The organism is Aeromonas sp. 75A, assembly GCF_051919425.1.
Classification (GTDB): domain Bacteria; phylum Pseudomonadota; class Gammaproteobacteria; order Enterobacterales; family Aeromonadaceae; genus Aeromonas; species Aeromonas veronii.
In genome coordinates this window covers 1,652,391-1,669,409 of the sequence record NZ_JBQBES010000002.1, presented here as the reverse complement: position 1 = coordinate 1,669,409, position 17,019 = coordinate 1,652,391, and the positions used below count along the sequence as shown (strand labels likewise).

Annotated in this window: 14 protein-coding genes; 10 read left to right on the top strand and 4 right to left on the bottom strand. The window is 60.2% G+C overall.

Features of this window, described 5'->3' with window-relative positions:
• Positions 1-678: 678 nt before the first annotated feature.
• On the bottom strand, positions 679-990 hold the full coding sequence (locus tag ACTG2T_RS07620) for a DUF1145 domain-containing protein (protein ID WP_127007419.1): 312 nt from the start codon (positions 988-990) through the stop codon (positions 679-681).
• Positions 974-1,603 carry a 16S rRNA (guanine(966)-N(2))-methyltransferase RsmD gene (gene rsmD / locus ACTG2T_RS07615; protein WP_439973780.1) on the bottom strand — a complete coding sequence of 210 codons (630 nt, stop codon included), beginning with the start codon at positions 1,601-1,603 and terminating at the stop codon, positions 974-976. The genes ACTG2T_RS07620 and rsmD overlap by 17 nt, the downstream gene beginning before the upstream one ends.
• Positions 1,604-1,713: 110 nt before the next feature.
• On the opposite strand from rsmD, the gene ftsY reads away from it, so the two are divergent.
• The 10 genes from ftsY (at position 1,714) to hutH (ending at position 13,649) form a co-directional block, all read left to right on the top strand.
• On the top strand, positions 1,714-3,504 hold the full coding sequence (ftsY, locus tag ACTG2T_RS07610) for a signal recognition particle-docking protein FtsY (protein WP_330125391.1): 1,791 nt from the start codon (positions 1,714-1,716) through the stop codon (positions 3,502-3,504).
• An 89-nt stretch (positions 3,505-3,593) separates the two neighbouring features.
• Complete coding sequence (gene ftsE, locus ACTG2T_RS07605) at positions 3,594-4,262, top strand: cell division ATP-binding protein FtsE (RefSeq protein WP_005339995.1); 669 nt, start codon at positions 3,594-3,596, stop codon at positions 4,260-4,262.
• Positions 4,262-5,215 (top strand): permease-like cell division protein FtsX, encoded by a 954-nt coding sequence (ftsX, locus tag ACTG2T_RS07600; protein WP_005339996.1) that lies wholly within the window; start codon positions 4,262-4,264, stop codon positions 5,213-5,215. The genes ftsE and ftsX overlap by 1 nt, the downstream gene beginning before the upstream one ends.
• A 451-nt stretch (positions 5,216-5,666) precedes the next feature.
• Positions 5,667-6,521, top strand: a complete 855-nt coding sequence (gene rpoH, locus ACTG2T_RS07595) for an RNA polymerase sigma factor RpoH (protein ID WP_005339997.1) — start codon at positions 5,667-5,669, stop codon at positions 6,519-6,521.
• Between the two features lie 125 nt (positions 6,522-6,646).
• Positions 6,647-7,306 carry a carbonate dehydratase gene (gene can / locus ACTG2T_RS07590; protein ID WP_005339998.1) on the top strand — a complete coding sequence of 220 codons (660 nt, stop codon included), beginning with the start codon at positions 6,647-6,649 and terminating at the stop codon, positions 7,304-7,306.
• A gap of 11 nt (positions 7,307-7,317) precedes the next feature.
• Positions 7,318-8,022 carry a histidine utilization repressor gene (gene hutC, locus ACTG2T_RS07585; protein ID WP_330125431.1) on the top strand — a complete coding sequence of 235 codons (705 nt, stop codon included), beginning with the start codon at positions 7,318-7,320 and terminating at the stop codon, positions 8,020-8,022.
• 154 nt (positions 8,023-8,176) lie between these two features.
• Positions 8,177-9,412 (top strand): imidazolonepropionase, encoded by a 1,236-nt coding sequence (gene hutI / locus ACTG2T_RS07580; protein ID WP_330125392.1) that lies wholly within the window; start codon positions 8,177-8,179, stop codon positions 9,410-9,412.
• Complete coding sequence (gene hutG / locus ACTG2T_RS07575; RefSeq protein WP_330125393.1) at positions 9,405-10,349, top strand: formimidoylglutamase; 945 nt, start codon at positions 9,405-9,407, stop codon at positions 10,347-10,349. The genes hutI and hutG overlap by 8 nt, the downstream gene beginning before the upstream one ends.
• Positions 10,350-10,402: 53 nt before the next feature.
• Positions 10,403-12,112 (top strand): urocanate hydratase, encoded by a 1,710-nt coding sequence (gene hutU / locus ACTG2T_RS07570; protein WP_330125394.1) that lies wholly within the window; start codon positions 10,403-10,405, stop codon positions 12,110-12,112.
• A 4-nt stretch (positions 12,113-12,116) separates the two neighbouring features.
• Entirely contained in the window at positions 12,117-13,649 is a 1,533-nt protein-coding gene (gene hutH, locus ACTG2T_RS07565; protein WP_227341528.1) for a histidine ammonia-lyase, read from the top strand.
• Positions 13,650-13,794: 145 nt separating this feature from the next.
• Here the strand turns inward: hutH and ACTG2T_RS07560 are convergent, their stop codons facing one another.
• Positions 13,795-14,892 (bottom strand): calcium:proton antiporter, encoded by a 1,098-nt coding sequence (locus ACTG2T_RS07560; RefSeq protein WP_005357691.1) that lies wholly within the window; start codon positions 14,890-14,892, stop codon positions 13,795-13,797.
• Between the two features lie 300 nt (positions 14,893-15,192).
• Positions 15,193-16,719: an EAL domain-containing protein gene (locus ACTG2T_RS07555; protein WP_330125395.1), complete on the bottom strand. Its 1,527-nt coding sequence runs from the start codon at positions 16,717-16,719 to the stop codon at positions 15,193-15,195.
• Between the last annotated feature and the right edge of the window lie 300 nt (positions 16,720-17,019).

Genomic DNA, 17,019 nt, shown 5'->3' with positions numbered 1-17,019 from the left:
TGGCGCTTTGAGCCGTACGCGAAGCCATGCCAGAATGATCGAGCTTTCCCGTGAAACTAAATAAATAACTGATATTAAAGGGTTAGTTTTTAAGTTCGTTTTTTGAGATGGGAGCCGCATCGGATCTTTATCATCGGATGGCCCTTGTTCGGGGTGCGCATTTCCTTAGTATGGGTCTCACAAGGACGAAGCTGGTCCGGCAGGATGCAGGGCAGCGCATAAAGATGGAATAGTCCGCAGGATGTGGACAAGGGACACCTCAGGATGAGCTCGATAATCAGGATGATTGTCGTCACGGATGAATAAAGGAACACCGCGGGATGCGGCAGGACACTCTCGGGATGGGAGCAGAACGAACGGAACATCGTTCTTCAGGATGAACAGGACCTCGCCGGATGCGAGAGGAATACTTCAGGATGAAGTGAGATAACCCGGATGGTTATCTGTCAGGAAGACGCAAGGAACCCCACAGGACGTGGTAATGGACACCTCCAGGATGGAGACAGGGAAGCAGTTCAGGATGAATTGCTAGGCCAGGAACGCCGCAGGACACGCCAACGGATTGGAAAGGGGATATTCCAAAGGATTAGGATAACGTCAGGGATTGCAGGGAGCATTGCAGTTCTACGGACAGGACGACACGACTCTAGGGGACGGCTACCGCCGTCCCCTTTTCTTTTATGGTTTGCCCGAGAGATTGCCGCGCTGGGCGGCGTTGACGATCTCTTGCAGGCGCTGACGAATGTCGACCATGCCAAACACGCCAAATATCAGCACAGTGACAAACTCGGTCTTGGTGACCTCGAAGTAGCGTTTGCAAGCTGCCTTGATCATGCTGGCCTGCAGCCAGTGCAGCAGGGCGACGATGACGCCGCAGACCGGCAGAAAGCCGTTGAGTTTGCCGGGTAGCGGGGCAATCAGGCTCACCAGTACGCCAAACCAGAAGAACAGTATCAGCCCCATCGCCAACAGATTAAAGACCCGCTTCATTGTTTACCTCCCGTAGATAGAGTTGATAACAGACCTGACCTGCCTGCTTGCCCTTGAGTAGTTGCCAGCTGGCAGGCAGCGCCAGATCGGCCATCTCCTTCTCCCGCTCCAGATAGATGAGGGCGTCCGGTGCCAGCCAGCCGCGCTGCTCCAGCAGTTCGCACACCTGCGGCAGCAGCTCGCGGCGAAACGGCGGATCGAGAAACACCAGATCAAACGGCGTGGCCGGGCCTTGCAGCCAGCTCACTGCATCTGACTGGATCACCTGACCCTGACTGCTGCCGAGGGTGGTCAGGTTCTTCTTGATCTGGTCAGCGGCCCCTTTGTCCATCTCGATCAGGGTCACCTGCTCGGCATAGCGCGACAGCGCCTCCAGCCCTAGTCCGCCGCTACCGGCAAACAGATCCAGGCAGCGGGTGCCACGAATGTGGGGGGCCAGCCAGTTGAAGATGGTCTCCTTGACGCGATCCGTGGTGGGTCTGAGCCCCTCCACATCCTTGACCGGCAATTTGCGGCCTCGCCACTGGCCGCTGATGATTCTTACAAAGCCCGATTTTCCTTGCGGGGCGGGACTCTTGCTCGGGTTGCTACGGCTGGATTTCACTCTGGGCATCGCGTTTCATCGTCAGAAAATAAAGTGGTAGTATAAGGCGGTTCATTTTTATGCCGACCCGCCAAGGGACGGCTATCTTAGCAGTCAGCCTTTGATGTGAGTATTTTTAGATGGCAAAAGGTTTGTTTTCCTGGCTGGGTTTCGGCCGCAAGAAAGAAGAGGCTGAGGCTGTCCAACCACAGACACCCCAAGCCACCCCCGTTACCGTTGAGCCCGAGGTCACTGCTACCCCCGCTCCCGTTTCCGATACCACTGTTTCCGATAGTACGCCGGCCGTTGCCTCCGAAGTGCCTGCCAGCGCACAGAATTCCGTTTTGCAAGATGATTGCTGCCTGCCGACCGAGCTGGACGATCACGGCCCGCTGGTGGTGGAGGAGTGCGCTTCCGATTTGGAGCCGGTGATCGTCAACGAAGCGCTGATCGCCGAAGAGGAGCGTGTCGCTGAAGCCGCTCGCATTGCTACCGAAGCACAAGCTGCAGAAGAGGCTCGTATTGCCGCTGAGGCTCGTGCCGCGGAAGAATCTCGCATTGCCGCCGAAGCTCGCGCTGCGGAAGAGGCTCACATTGCCGCCGAAGCCCGTGCTGCAGAAGAGGCTCGTATCGCTGCCGAAGCTCGTGCTGAAGAAGAGGCTCGTATTGCTGCCGAAGCCCGTGCCGCGGAAGAGGCTCGCATTGCTGCCGAAGCCCGTGCTGCGGAAGAGGCTCGCATTGCTGCTGAAGCTCGCGCTGCGGAAGAGGCTCGTATCGCTGCCGAAATCCGCGCCGCGGAAGAGGCCCGTATTGCTGCCGAAGCTCGCGCTGCGGAGGAGGCTCGCATTGCCGCTGAAGCTCAGGCTGCGGAAGAAGCCCGTATCGCCAAAGAGGCACAGCGAGCGGAAGATATGCGCCTGGTCGCCGCGATGGAGGCTGAGGCTGCCGCCCTGGCCGCTCTGCCGCTGGCCGCCAAGGTGGACGACGACACCCAGGACAAACCGCAGCGGGAGGGCTTCTTTGCTCGCCTCAAGCGCAGTCTGGTACGCACCAAGGAGAATATCGGCTCCGGTTTCTTCGGCCTGTTCCGTGGCAAGAAGATCGACGACGAGCTGTTTGAAGAGCTGGAGACCCAGTTGCTGACCGCCGATCTCGGCGTCGACACCACCACCCGCATCATCGAGGGGCTGGTGCAGCACGCGGATCGCAAGCAGCTCAAGGATGCCGAGGCGCTCTACGGCCTGCTCAAGCAGGACATGGGCGAGATGCTGGCCAAGGTGGAGCAGCCGCTGGTGATCGACACCAGCAAGAAGCCTTATGTGATCCTGATGGTCGGCGTGAACGGCGTCGGCAAGACCACTACCATCGGCAAGTTGGCCAAGCAGTTCCAGGCCGAGGGCAAGAGCGTGATGCTGGCGGCGGGTGATACCTTCCGTGCCGCTGCGGTCGAACAGCTGCAGGTTTGGGGTCAGCGCAACAACATTCCGGTGATTGCCCAGCATACCGGTGCCGACTCCGCCTCCGTTATTTATGACGCCATCGAGGCCGCCCGTTCCCGCGGGGCTGACGTGCTGATCGCCGACACCGCCGGCCGCCTGCAGAACAAGAGCAACCTGATGGAAGAGCTCAAGAAGGTGGTGCGGGTGATGAAGAAGCTGGATGAAGAGGCGCCCCACGAGATCATGCTGACGCTGGACGCCGGCACCGGCCAGAACGCCCTGAGCCAGGCCAAGCTGTTCAGCGAGGCGGTGGGCCTGACCGGCATCACCCTCACCAAGCTGGATGGCACGGCCAAGGGCGGCGTCATCTTTGCGGTGGCCGACAAGTTCCAGATCCCGATCCGCTACATTGGGGTGGGCGAGGGGATCGACGATCTGCGTCCCTTCGTTGCCAATGACTTCATCGAGGCGCTCTTCAGCCGCGATGAATAAGTCCGGCCGCGATGAGTCAGCTCAGCCGTGATGATTAAGTGTTCCATACCCCGACTCCGGTCGGGGTTTATCAATTTCAGGGAACCGTTATGATTCGTTTTGACAAGGTCAGCAAGGTATACAGCGGCGGCCATCAGGCGCTGCAAAAGGTCAGCTTTCACCTGCGCAAGGGAGAGATGGCCTTTCTGACCGGGCACTCGGGGGCGGGCAAGAGTACCCTCCTCAAACTGATCAGCGTGATGGAGCGCCCGACCGATGGTCGCGTCTTCTTTCATGGCGATGATGTCAGCCATATCCAGCGCAGCCAGATCCCCTATGTTCGCCGCCAGATCGGGATGATCTTTCAGGATCACCGCCTGCTGATGGACCGCACCGTGTTCGACAACGTAGCGCTGCCGCTGGTGATCGATGGTTACAGCCATGCGGACATCAACAAGCGGGTGGCGGCGGCGCTGGACAAGGTGGGGCTGCTCGGCAAGGAGCGTTACCAGCCGCGGATGCTCTCCGGTGGTGAGCAACAGCGGGTCGGCATCGCCCGTGCCATCGTCAACAAGCCGCCGCTGCTGCTGGCGGATGAACCGACCGGTAACCTGGATCCTCAGCTCTCCATGGATATCATGCGGCTATTTCAGGAGTTCAACAATTTTGGGGTCTCGGTACTGATTGCCACCCACGATCTGGGGCTGATCGCTCGCATGCGCTATCGCACCCTGACCCTCAAGGCGGGTCGCATGTATTCGGCCGGGGAGGAGCTCTGATGGCTATCGTTCGTCATAAACAACCGCCGCTGCGCCGCCTGATGATGTACGGGGTTGATCATGTGCGGCAGGCGTTTGCCAGTCTCGGGGAGCTGTGGCGCAATCCGCTCGCCTCTCTGATGACGCTGGCGGTGCTCGGTGTCAGTCTGGCGTTGCCCTCCTGCTTCCACGTGTTGCTGAAAAACGCCGAGGTCGTGGAGGGGAGCTGGCAGAGCAGTTCCCAGATCTCCCTTTACCTGCGCAAGGATCTGCCGGAGCAGAGCATTCTCGATCTGCAGCACAGGATCCTGCTCTATCCCGAGGTGGATTCGGTCACCTACCTGAGCCGTGACGATGCGTTGCGGGAGTTTCGCGAGATCTCCGGCTTCGGCGATGCCCTCGATTATCTGGACAGCAACCCGCTACCGCCTGTGCTGAGCGTCATCCCGGATCCGCGCTGGCAGAACCCGGAAGGGGCCGCCGAGCTGCTCAGCAAGCTCAATAATGAGGTGGGGGTCGAACAGGGCAAGCTGGATCTGCAGTGGCTGACCCGGCTGCAGGGGATCATGAACCTGCTGCGCCACACCATTACCGGTATCGCGGTGCTGCTGCTCTCCGCCGTGTTGCTGATCGTCGGCAATACCCTGCGTCTCAACATCCTCAACCAGCGTTCCGAGATTGAAGTGCTCAAGTTGGTGGGGGCGACCGATTCCTTTATTCATCGTCCTTTCCTCTATACCGGCATCTGGTTCGGGGTGATCGGCGGCATGCTGGCCTGGTGGCTGACCGAAGTGATGGTGATCTGGAGCGAAGGGGTGGTGAAGGAGCTGGCGGGCTTGTATAACAGTAACTTCCGGCTGGTTGGCATGGGAGCGGTAGACGGGATCAATCTGATCTTGCTGGGCGCCTTGCTGGGGCTGATTGCCTCCTGGTTCTCGGTCCATCGCCACATTCGCGACATCGAGCCATCCTGATTACTTTGTCATCAAAGTAAATCGCTGGATTTTGAGAGGCGGATCAAGTAAAAGAGGGGCCGTTTCTGGCTTGGCCCCCATAGTCAGAGTATTCTGAATAACAATGATCTTCCGGATCTTCGCTGGATCCAGTGAACCTTCTGATTTATAAGCAGTCTAATAAAGCTGAAGCATTTATACGGGTGTGGCCCCTCTGCCTTGCTCGTCAGACTTGGCAAGCATGTGAAGGTTGCGAGCTCCGCAACAATGGACTTAGCATGCTACTTTTCGGGGGTCCTTCATTGTGACCCCCTTTTTTTGACTGTTCATTCATGATTCATCCTGCAGGCTTAAGATAATCCGGTCTAAAACTGGGCATGTTCTTTGATACACGCCGCAGAATGGCATCCGGTCAGTAGACAGACCCTCTCAGGGTGTTAGACTGATTCGATTGAAAAGTAAGAGGTAACAGATGGGAACTTCATTGCAGCGCACTATGGCTCTGATTCCGCAAGGTAGTCTGGAAGGCTATATCCAGGCAGTAAACTCTATTCCTGTGCTGAGCGCAGAGGAAGAGCGTGAACTGGCTGAGCGTTTGCAGCAGGATGGCGATCTCGAGGCTGCTCGTCAGCTGGTTATGTCGCACCTGCGCTTTGTCGTTCATGTCGCCAAGAGTTATGCCGGTTACGGCCTGCCTCAGGCCGATCTGGTTCAGGAAGGCAACATCGGCCTGATGAAGGCGGTCAAGCGCTTCGACCCGACGGTCGGCGTGCGTCTGGTCTCCTTTGCAGTGCACTGGATCAAGGCCGAAATCCACGAATATGTCCTGCGCAACTGGCGCATGGTCAAGGTGGCGACCACCAAGGCCCAGCGCAAGCTCTTCTTCAACCTGCGCAAATCCAAAAAGCGTCTGGGCTGGCTGAACCACGAAGAGGTTCAGGCCGTGGCGGCCGATCTCGGCGTTTCTGCCGCTGACGTGACCGAAATGGAAGCGCGGATGGCCAACTACGATCAGGCGTTCGATCTGGTGGGTGACGATGAGGAAGAGGGCGGTTTCGCTCCGGTTCACTATCTGGAGGACAAATCCTCCGATCTGGCCGCGACCATCGAGAATGACAACTGGGACGATCACGCGACCCGTCGCCTGAGCTCGGCCCTCGCCACTCTGGATGAGCGCAGCCAGCACATCATCCGCGCCCGCTGGCTCGATGATGACAGCAAGACCACTCTGCAGGAGCTGGCCGATACCTACGGCGTCTCTGCCGAGCGTGTGCGTCAGCTTGAGAAAAACGCACTCAAGAAGCTGAAAGATGCCATGGAAGCCTGATGCTTCCTCTCATAAAAACAGGGCCTGATGGCCCTGTTTTTGTTTCGCAGGGATCTGGTCGGCCTTGCTTTGGTTACCCTTGAGTGTGTTATGTTGCCGCCACTGCCACATTAGGGAGAGCAGAAGTGAAACTGTTGAACGACCTGTTTACCAACAACCGTGAGTGGGCCGAACGGATCAAAGCCGAAGATCCCGCTTTCTTTGCCACTCTTTCTGCCCAGCAGGCCCCCGAATACCTCTGGATTGGTTGTTCCGACAGCCGGGTCCCCGCCAACCAGCTGATGGGCTTGCTGCCGGGGGACGTCTTCGTCCACCGCAACGTCGCCAATCTGGTGGTACATACCGATTTCAACTGCCTCTCCGTGCTGCAATACGCGGTAGAAGTGCTCAAGGTGAAGCACATCATCGTCTGCGGTCACTATGGCTGCGGCGGCGTCAAGGCCGCGATGCAGAATCAGGAGCTGGGTCTCATCGACAACTGGCTGCGCAACATCAAGGATGTCTACTTCAAATACGGTGAAGAGCTCGAGGCCATCGAGGATGAGCACGAGCGCTTCGACTACCTGTGCGAGCTGAACGTGGCCGAGCAGGTTGCCAACGTCTGCCACACCACCATCATCCAGAACGCCTGGCGCAAGGGGCAGGAGCTGGCCGTCCACGGCTGGATCTACGGGATCAAGGATGGCTTGCTGCACGATCTCGATCTCTGCATCAGCGGCCCGGATCAGATCCCCGATGTCTACCGCGCCTGGCCGGACATGCGTCCGCCCCACCGTCGGCGCTAGGGTGCTTCATGGTGGCGCCAGCCCTCTATCTGCAGATCAAACAGCATATTCTGGACGGGATCCGCGAACGCCACTATCAGGCGGGGGACAGGATCCCGACCGAAGCGGCCCTGTGCGAGCAGTTCACCGTGAGCCGGATGACGGTCAACCGGGCGCTGCGGGAACTGGTGGCCGAGGGGTGGCTGGTGCGTACCGCTGGTTCCGGTAGCTTCGTGGCGGACCGGCGCACCGAATCGCCGCTGCTGGCTATTCGCAATATTGCCGACGAGATCGCCGAGCGTGGCGGCGAGTACAGCGCCCAGGTGATCCGGCTACAGCGACTGGCCGCCGACGAGAAGGTAGCGGTACAACTGGGGCTGCGGGTTGGCGCCCCCATCTTTCACAGCCTGATCGTCCATCAGGCCGATGGGGAGCCGTTGCAATTGGAGGAGCGCTTCGTCGATGCCGGGCGCTTGCCTGGCTATGGCGAGCAGGATTTTACCCAACAGACCCCCAACCGCTATCTGATGGATGTCTGCCCCCTCTCCGAGATGGAGCACGTAGTGGAAGCCGTGTTGCCCAGCGCCGGTGAGGCGGGATTGTTGCAGATCCGCGTAGATTCCCCCTGTCTGTTGTTGCACCGGCGTACCTGGTCGGAGGGGCATCTGGTCTCCTACGCCCGTTTGCTCTCCCCCGGTTCCCGCTACAAGCTCAGCTCCAAGACTCAGCTGGAGTGAATGTATATACAACTCGATTTTGGAAGGCCCACCTTATGGTGGGCTTTTTTGTGCTTAAACTCTAAGTTTGATGCTGTTATCAGGATGTGAACGCCGCTCTTTCTTTCGTCATAGAGATCGACTATAAGGATATGTATATACATTTGAGGTCGCTATGAACAAGGAACTGTTGAACTGCGAGCGGGTCTGGCTCAACGTGACGCCCGCTACCCTGAATGATGAGCTGGCCGACTACGGCCTGCTGCCGCTCCACGCCATCGGCGTGAAGGATGGCAAGATCCACGCGCTGGTGCCGATGGCCGAACTGAAGGGGCCGTATCCCGCTCACTGGCAGGATATGAAGGGCAAGTTGGTCACCCCCGGCCTTATCGATTGTCACACCCATCTGGTCTTCGCCGGTAGCCGTGCCGAGGAGTTCGAGCTGCGCCAGCAGGGAGTGCCCTATGCCGAGATCGCCCGTAGGGGCGGCGGCATCATCAGCACGGTGCGTGCCACCCGTGCCGCCAGCGAAGAGCAATTGTTCGAGCTGGCGCTGCCGAGGGTGAAATCCCTGATCCGCGAAGGGGTCACCACGGTGGAGATCAAGTCCGGCTATGGCCTGACGCTGGATGACGAGATCAAGATGCTGCGGGTGGCCCGCCGACTGGGAGAGGCGTTGCCGATCCGGGTCAAGACCACTCTGCTGGCGGCCCATGCGGTGCCGCCGGAGTATCGCGACGATCCCGACAGCTGGGTCGAGACCATCTGTCAGGAGATTATCCCGGCCGCCGCCGAGGCGGGTCTGGCCGATGCGGTGGATGTCTTCTGCGAGAATATCGGCTTCTCGCTGGCCCAGACCGAGCAGGTCTATCTGGCGGCGGATCAATACGGCCTGCCGGTGAAGGGGCATATGGATCAGCTCTCCAATCTCGGTGGCAGCACACTCGCTGCCCACTTTGGCGCCCTCTCGGTGGATCATCTGGAGTATCTGGATCCGGAAGGGATCCTGGCGCTGGCCCACCGTGGCGTGGTCGCCACCCTGCTGCCCACCGCCTTCTACTTCCTCAAAGAGACCAAACTGCCGCCGGTCGCCGCGCTGCGCAAGGCGGGGGTGGCGATGGCGGTCTCCTCCGACATCAACCCGGGCACGGCCCCCGTCGTCTCGCTGCGGATGGCCATGAACATGGCCTGTACCCTGTTTGGCCTGACTCCGGTGGAGGCGATGGTCGGGGTGACCCGCCACGCCGCCAAAGCGCTTGGGGAGCAGGAGCACCTTGGCCAGCTCAGGGTGGGGATGGCGGCCGATTTCCTGATCTGGCACTGCACCCATCCGGCCGAGCTGAGCTACATGGTCGGCGTCGATCAGCTGGCAGGCCGCATCTTCAACGGCGAGGAGACCCTCCATGGATAAGTTCAACCCGATCGACATGTCGCTCTGGCAGGGGCGGCAGGATCCGGAAGATGGCGAACTGGCCCTGCGCTGGCACGACAAAGTTCTGCCCTGGACCGCCGGAGCACAAGACTCTGCCGGTGTAGTACTGCTTGGTTTTGCCTGCGATGAAGGGGTTCGCCGCAACAAGGGGCGCATTGGTGCTGCCGGGGCGCCGCTGGCGGTGCGCAAGCTGCTGGCCAACACTGCCTGGCACCTGAACCGTCCCGTCTACGATGGCGGGGATGTGAGCTGTACCGATGGCGATCTCGACGCCGCCCACGGTCGTCTGGCCGAGCGGGTCGCTGCTGCGCTCAATCTGGGTCACTTCCCGCTGGTGCTGGGGGGCGGCCACGAGGTGGCCTTCGGCAGCTGGGGCGGCCTCAACTTGCATTTGGCGAGTCAGGGGCGAGTCGGCATTATCAATTTTGACGCCCACTTTGACCTGCGGATGAAGCAGGAGCTGGCAAGCTCCGGCACCCCCTTCTTCCAGATCGCCGAGCAGTGCGCCGCTCAGGGCACGCCGTTTCACTACGCCTGCCTCGGGGTAGCCGAGACCGCCAATACCCAAGCCCTGTTTGCCCGCGCCGAGGCGCTGGGAGTATGGCATGTGCTGGACGAGGCGATGACCCAGGCCGAATTGCCAGCCTTGCTAAGCGGACTGGACGCCTTTATCGCCCATTGTGATCACCTCTATCTGACCATCGACCTTGATGTGCTGCCCGGCGCCGTGATGCCGGGAGTGAGTGCCCCCGCCGCCCGCGGCGTGGAGCTGGCGGTGATCGAACCGCTCATTGCCCATATCCGGGCCAGCGGCAAGCTGCGGCTCGCCGATCTGGCCGAGTACAACCCGACGCTGGATCAGGACAACCGCAGTGCCCGTGTGGCCGCGCGACTGGTTCATCTGTTGACCCGTTAACCCTTTGGCCGCAGGTCGCCGAAGGCACCCTATTGATACAACAAGGAGTGTGTATGTCTGTGCAACAGCAGGATCCCCGTCATGATCCTAACCGCGTGATCCGTGCCCCGCGCGGTACCGAACTGACCGCCAAGAGCTGGCTCACCGAAGCGCCGCTGCGGATGCTGATGAACAACCTGGATCCCGAGGTGGCCGAGCATCCCCAGTCGCTGGTGGTCTATGGCGGCATCGGCCGCGCCGCCCGCAACTGGGCCTGCTTCGACAAGATCGTCGAGGTGCTGACCCGGCTCGAGGAGGATCAGACCCTGCTGGTGCAATCCGGCAAGCCGGTCGGGGTGTTCCAGACCCACAAGGATGCGCCGCGGGTGCTGATTGCCAACTCCAACCTGGTGCCCCACTGGGCCAACTGGGAGCACTTCAACGAGCTCGATAAGAAGGGTTTGATGATGTACGGCCAGATGACCGCGGGCTCCTGGATCTACATCGGTACTCAGGGGATCGTGCAGGGCACTTACGAGACCTTCTTCGCGGTGGCCAACCAGCACTTCAACGGCTCGCCTGCGGGCCGCTGGATCCTGACCGGTGGTCTCGGCGGTATGGGCGGCGCCCAGCCGCTGGCCGCTACCATGGCTGGCTTCTCGATGATCGCCGTGGAGTGCGACGAGACCCGTATCGATTTTCGTCTGCGCACCCGTTATGTGGACAAGAAGGCTCACACTCTGGATGAGGCGCTGGCCATGATCGAAGAGGCCAAACAGAGCGGCAGCGCCATCTCCGTCGGTCTGCTCGGCAACGCCGCCGACGTGTTCGCCGAGCTGGTGGCCCGGGGTATCACCCCGGACGTGGTGACCGACCAGACCTCCGCCCACGACCCGGTGCACGGCTACCTGCCGCAGGGCTGGAGCGTGGCTAAGTGGCGTGAGCTGCAGCAGAGTGCCCCGCAGGAGGTTAATCTGGCCGCTCGTCGCTCCATGGCCCGTCAGGTGGAGGCGATGCTGACCCTGCAAGAGCGCGGCGCGGCGACTCTGGATTACGGCAACAACATCCGCCAGATGGCGCTGGAGGAGGGGGTGGCGAACGCCTTCGACTTCCCCGGCTTCGTCCCCGCCTACATTCGCCCGCTGTTCTGCGAGGGGATTGGGCCATTCCGCTGGGTGGCCCTCTCCGGCGATCCGGAAGATATCTACAAGACCGATCAGAAGGTGAAAGAGCTGATCCCCGATGATCCTCACCTGCACAACTGGCTCGACATGGCCCGCGAGCGCATCGCGTTTCAGGGACTGCCGGCGCGGATCTGCTGGGTCGGGGTCAAGGATCGGGTACGGCTCGGTCTGGCCTTCAACGAGATGGTGAAAAACGGCGAGCTGAAAGCCCCCATCGTCATTGGCCGCGACCATCTGGATTCCGGCTCGGTGGCGAGCCCGAACCGCGAGACCGAGTCGATGATGGATGGCTCCGATGCCGTCTCCGACTGGCCGCTGCTCAACGCCCTGCTCAACACCGCTGGCGGCGCGACTTGGGTCTCCCTGCACCACGGCGGTGGGGTCGGCATGGGCTTCTCCCAGCACTCCGGCGTGGTGATCGTCTGCGATGGTTCCGATGACGCTGCCAAGCGCGTCGGTCGGGTGCTGCGCAACGATCCGGCCACCGGGGTGATGCGCCACGCGGATGCCGGCTACGAGATTGCCATCAACTGTGCCCATGAGGCGAAACTGGATCTGCCGATGATTGACGGCGCCAACGGTGTCAAAGGAAAGGTGTAACACCATGTTTGAATTGACTATTACTCCGGGCGAGCTGGATCTTGCCACCCTGCGCCGCGTCAGCCGCGAGCCGGTACATGTTTCACTGGATCCGGCCGCGCTGCCGGGGATCCACGCCTCAGCTGCTGTGGTTACCAAAGTGATCGAGCAGAACCGGGTGGTGTATGGCATCAACACCGGCTTTGGCCTGTTGGCCAACACCCGCATTCCGGTGGAGCTGCTGGACGAGCTGCAGCGATCCATCGTGCTCTCCCATGCGGCAGGGATTGGCGAGTACATGGATGACGCCACCGTGCGGCTGATGATGGTGCTCAAACTCAACTCGCTGGCGCGGGGCTTCTCTGGGATCCGGCTGACGGTGCTTGAGGCCTTGATGACCCTCATCAACGCCGAAGTCTATCCGGTGGTGCCGAAGAAGGGATCCGTCGGCGCCTCCGGCGATCTGGCGCCGCTGGCTCATATGAGCTGCCTGCTGATCGGGGAGGGCAAGGCTCGCCACAAGGGCGAGCTGATCGACGCCGCTACTGCCCTGAAAATTGCCGGGCTCGAGCCCATCGCGCTGGCGCCCAAAGAAGGATTGGCGCTGCTCAACGGCACTCAGGCCAGCACCGCCTTTGCGCTGGAAGGGCTGTTCCATGCCGAGGATCTGTTCGCTGGTGCCATCACCATCGGCGCCATGAGTGTGGAGGCTGCGCTCGGCAGCCGCAGGCCGTTCGATGCTCGCATCCACGCGGTGCGCGGTCAGCGTGGCCAGATCGACGCGGCCGCCTGCTATCGCCACCTGCTGGTGGATGGCAGCGAGATCGGCATGTCCCATCACAACTGCGAGAAGGTGCAGGATCCCTACTCATTGCGCTGCCAGCCGCAGGTGATGGGGGCTTGTCTGACCCAGATCCGTCAGGCCGCCGAGGTGCTGGTGTGCGAGGCCAACGCGGTCTCCGACAACCCGCTGGTGTTTGCCGATGATGAGGAGATCATCTCCGGCGGCAACTTCCACGCCGAGCCGGTGGCCTTTGCGGCCGATAATCTGGCGCTGGCCATCGCCGAGATAGGTTCCCTCTCCGAGCGGCGAATGGCGCTGCTGATTGACTCGCGGATGTCCGGTTTGCCGGCGTTTCTGGTCAACAACGGCGGGGTGAATTCGGGCTTTATGATCGCTCAGGTCACCTCGGCGGCGCTGGCCTCCGAGAACAAGACCCTGGCCCATCCCGCCTCGGTGGATAGTTTGCCCACTTCCGCCAATCAGGAGGATCACGTCTCCATGGCGACCTTCGCCGGTCGTCGATTGGCTGACATGGCGGAGAATACCCGCGGCATTCTGGCAGTCGAACTGCTGGCGGCGGCACAGGGGCTCGATTTTCGCGCGCCGCTGCGCAGTACCGAGCTGATCGAGCTGGCCAAGGGACGACTGCGGGCAGAGGTGAGCTTCTACGACAAGGACAGGTACTTCGCGCCGGATATCGAAGCGGCCGCCGCCCTGCTGGGCCGTGCCAGCTACAACGACCTGATCCCGGCCGGGGTGCTGCCCAGCCTGTAAGCCTTGATCACCCTTCTCCCCTGGCGGGAGAAGGGTGGGGGATGAGGGGGAAGCCGCTTCACTGGCACCGGTGAGAGCCGGGAGCAGATGACAAAAGACCGCCCAATCGGGCGGTCTTTGCGTTTCTGACGTTGGTTGAACGCGGTTATTCGTGTTCGAACATCAGGAACAGATAAACCACGAACAACACCAGATGGGTCGCACCATGGAGCACATTGGTGCGGCCGCTGCTGAAGGTCACTTTACAGACCATCAAGGTCGTGACCAGCAGCACCATATCGGCGGGGGAGAGGCCGAGGCGTACCTCCTGACCCAGCATGGAGCCGATAAAGAGCACGGCAGGCACGGTGAGGGCGATGGTGGCCAGCACCGAGCCGAAGTAGAGGTTCATTGCCCGCTGCAGCTGGTTGTTGAAGGCGGCCTTGATGGCGCCGACTGCTTCGGGAGCTAGCACGATACATGCGACGATAAAGCCGCCCAGTGCCGCGGGCGCGTCCATCACATGCACCCCGTAGTTGATGGGGATGGCCAGGGTCTTGGCCAGCAGGATCACTACCAGCAGGTAGGCGAGCAGCAGGATGGTGTGATAGACGTTGCTCTGCAGCGGGCCGTGGTGCTCCTCGTAATCCTCGTGATCGCTGTCGACGAAGAAGTGGCTGTGGCTGCGGGTCTGGATCAGCAGAAAGACCCCGTAGAGCAGGATCGAGATGATGATCAGCATCCACGACATGGCGCGCGACATACTGCCGATTGCACCACCTTCGGTGAAGTTGGGCAGCACCAGACAGAGCAGGGCCAGCGGGATGATGGCCACCAGATAGGATTTGACCCCGTCCAGATTAAAGCTCTGGGTGTGGTAGCGCCAGCCGCCAAACAGCAGGGTGAAGCCCACCAGACCGGTACTCACCAGCATCACTACCGCAAACATGGTATCGCGGGCCATGGTGGGGTTGGGCTCGCCGGTCAGCATCACCGAGGAGATCATCACCACCTCCAGCGAGATGACCGAGAGGGTGAGGATCAGGGTGCCGAAGGGCTCGCCCAGCTTGATGGCGAGGGCATCGGAGTGGCGCACTACCGAGAAGATGGCCCAGGTTACGATGGCCAGTAGTGCCGCCGAAACCGGAAGATAGATCCCGAGCGGAGTTGTCTCTGTCAGCAGGTCACTGCCCAGGGTCTTGAAAAAGAGCAGGGTCAGCAGGCCAACGGGCAGGGCAATCTCTTGCCGGATAACTGTCTTCATAGGCAATGGTTCTCTATTGGGGGTCTTGACGACCGGATGACATAAACAGGCTGCACGGTTATCGGTTGCGCAATAACCGGCTCCTTATGATAAAGGTTGTTATCCCCGTCAGGGCAGATCATTTTGTTGCTGAATGTAAATAAGGGGTGGCAGGAGACGGTTTGATTTCACCATGGAGCCGGGTTAAGGCCAGTAGAGGGATTTACCCGCCTGATGGCCGGAGCGCTACCGCCAGCATCAACCTGATGATGTCGAGCCGCTGGCCAAACTGTTTCGCGGCCAAATCCTGCCATCTCGGTGTTAGCTGGCCTTCTGGTGTTGCAACTGCCACTCCCGTTGCCAGTGGGTCAGTATCTTCAGCGGCATGGGCTTGCCGAAGAAGTAGCCCTGGATTAGATAGACGCCGTGCTGGCTCAGATAGTCGACCTGCAACTGGCTCTCGACCCCTTCGGCGATCATCTCCATGCCCGATTCCCGACCGAAGACGATGATGGCGTCCAGCACGCTGCGCTTGAGGTCGTTGGTGCCTATGGTATCGACGAACATCTTGTCGATCTTGATCTGGCGGATCCCCAGGCTCTGCAGGTAGGCAAAGCCGCCGTAGCCGGTACCAAAATCATCCAGCTTGAAGTGATACCCCATCTGTTGCAGCAGGGTGATCTCCTCGGTGGCCGCCTTGATGTCGAGGATCGGCTTGCGCTCCGTCAGCTCGAAGGTGAGCCGGGTGGGTGAGGGGTTTTGGCTGTGAGCGAGCAAGGTGCGCAGCAGGGGCTGCTCGATATGGGCCGCCACCAGATTGACGCTGACCCACTGCTCTGGCGCCAGCTGCGGCAGGTCGGTGATCACCTGCTCCAGCAACTGTTCGGTCATCGGCAGGATCAGCCCCTGCTCCTCTGCATATTCGATAAAGGTGCCCGGGGGGATCAGCTCGCTTCCCCGCTGCCAGCGCAGCAGCGCCTCGAATCCCACCACTTGGTGGGTACGGGCATCCACTATCGGTTGGTAGAGGGGAATAAATTCCCTGCGTATCAATCCTGTTTGCAGCAGTCCCTTGAGGGAGCGCCGATAGCTGCGCAGCAGCCAGTATGTGACGCTTAACAGGGCACCGAGCGCGATACCGAACCAGAGACCGTAGTGATTGAGTTGGTCATGGGCATATTGCTCCAGCGCTTTTCCCGCCCAGACCGTCTGTTTGGTGAGTTCATTGGGATCGAAGAAACTCAGGCTGATATTGCTCTCTTCCTGTTTGATCTCCTTGTCGCCACGGGGAAAGTGGACTGTGCTTGCATCGGCATCCTGTCGGCTGAACTCCAGATAGAAGCAGTGGCTGCAGGGGTGTTGCAGCAGGTCGTGGCTCCAGCTGTTATCCAGCACCCAGTAGGCGAGGTTGCCGCCGGATCGGTAAAAGGCCACCAGCTCCTGCTCGGTATTGTATTTGGCCACGGTGGCGGTGATCCCCAGTTTGCCGAACTTCTGCCCGCTGTTCTGGAGCTCTTTGATCAGCGGGATCTCCACCCCCAGGCTGGAACAGCTGTTGCCGGAGGCGAGCTCCAACCCTTGCAGGCGGATATGAGCGCTGTAGAAGCGCGGATCGCGCAGCAGCTCCATGTCTTTGGCGCCGCAGTTGAACTCAAATTGTGCCAGTTGTTTGTTGATGGCGGCATCCAGCTCCCGGTGGCGTACGGCCATGGCTCCCTTGAGCTCGGCAACCTTCTCTTCCAGCAGATGAAAGGCCATCGGCTTGGCAAACCACAGGCCGAGAAACTGGCTGCCCACGACAGGCAGGACGAACAGCAACAGAGCGATCCAGACGGGTGATTTACGCAAAGGAAGTACCTGCCAGTTTCATGAGACACAAATGGACTTAGCCATCATAGAGCATTAGTGCAATCAATTTGAGTCCGAGTTGTCACACTTGTTGATTGATTTTTTAACTGCATGATTTTAAATGTGTTTATTATTAACTTTGGCTAGATTCAATCGCTGACCTGTCATAAATGACAATTGCTCAGCTTATCCGAACTGCATTAGAGTAGCCCTGCGGTTTGACTCACCGTGTGTTCAATACTCCTGTATCTGTTTTTTGTCAGTAGCACAGAGTGTTAGTTTTGATATGAGTGTTCCTTT

What these genes read in the sequence shown, in the direction of transcription:
- hutG (WP_330125393.1), top strand. Translation starts at nt 9,405, where the DNA reads ATGGATAAGTTCAACCCGATCGACATGTCGCTCTGGCAGGGGCGGCAG.
- ftsY (WP_330125391.1), top strand. Translation starts at nt 1,714, where the DNA reads ATGGCAAAAGGTTTGTTTTCCTGGCTGGGTTTCGGCCGCAAGAAAGAA.
- hutI (WP_330125392.1), top strand. Translation starts at nt 8,177, where the DNA reads ATGAACAAGGAACTGTTGAACTGCGAGCGGGTCTGGCTCAACGTGACG.
- hutU (WP_330125394.1), top strand. Translation starts at nt 10,403, where the DNA reads ATGTCTGTGCAACAGCAGGATCCCCGTCATGATCCTAACCGCGTGATC.
- rsmD (WP_439973780.1), bottom strand. Translation starts at nt 1,603, where the DNA reads ATGCCCAGAGTGAAATCCAGCCGTAGCAACCCGAGCAAGAGTCCCGCC.
- ftsE (WP_005339995.1), top strand. Translation starts at nt 3,594, where the DNA reads ATGATTCGTTTTGACAAGGTCAGCAAGGTATACAGCGGCGGCCATCAG.
- ACTG2T_RS07620 (WP_127007419.1), bottom strand. Translation starts at nt 990, where the DNA reads ATGAAGCGGGTCTTTAATCTGTTGGCGATGGGGCTGATACTGTTCTTC.
- ftsX (WP_005339996.1), top strand. Translation starts at nt 4,262, where the DNA reads ATGGCTATCGTTCGTCATAAACAACCGCCGCTGCGCCGCCTGATGATG.
- ACTG2T_RS07560 (WP_005357691.1), bottom strand. Translation starts at nt 14,892, where the DNA reads ATGAAGACAGTTATCCGGCAAGAGATTGCCCTGCCCGTTGGCCTGCTG.
- rpoH (WP_005339997.1), top strand. Translation starts at nt 5,667, where the DNA reads ATGGGAACTTCATTGCAGCGCACTATGGCTCTGATTCCGCAAGGTAGT.
- hutH (WP_227341528.1), top strand. Translation starts at nt 12,117, where the DNA reads ATGTTTGAATTGACTATTACTCCGGGCGAGCTGGATCTTGCCACCCTG.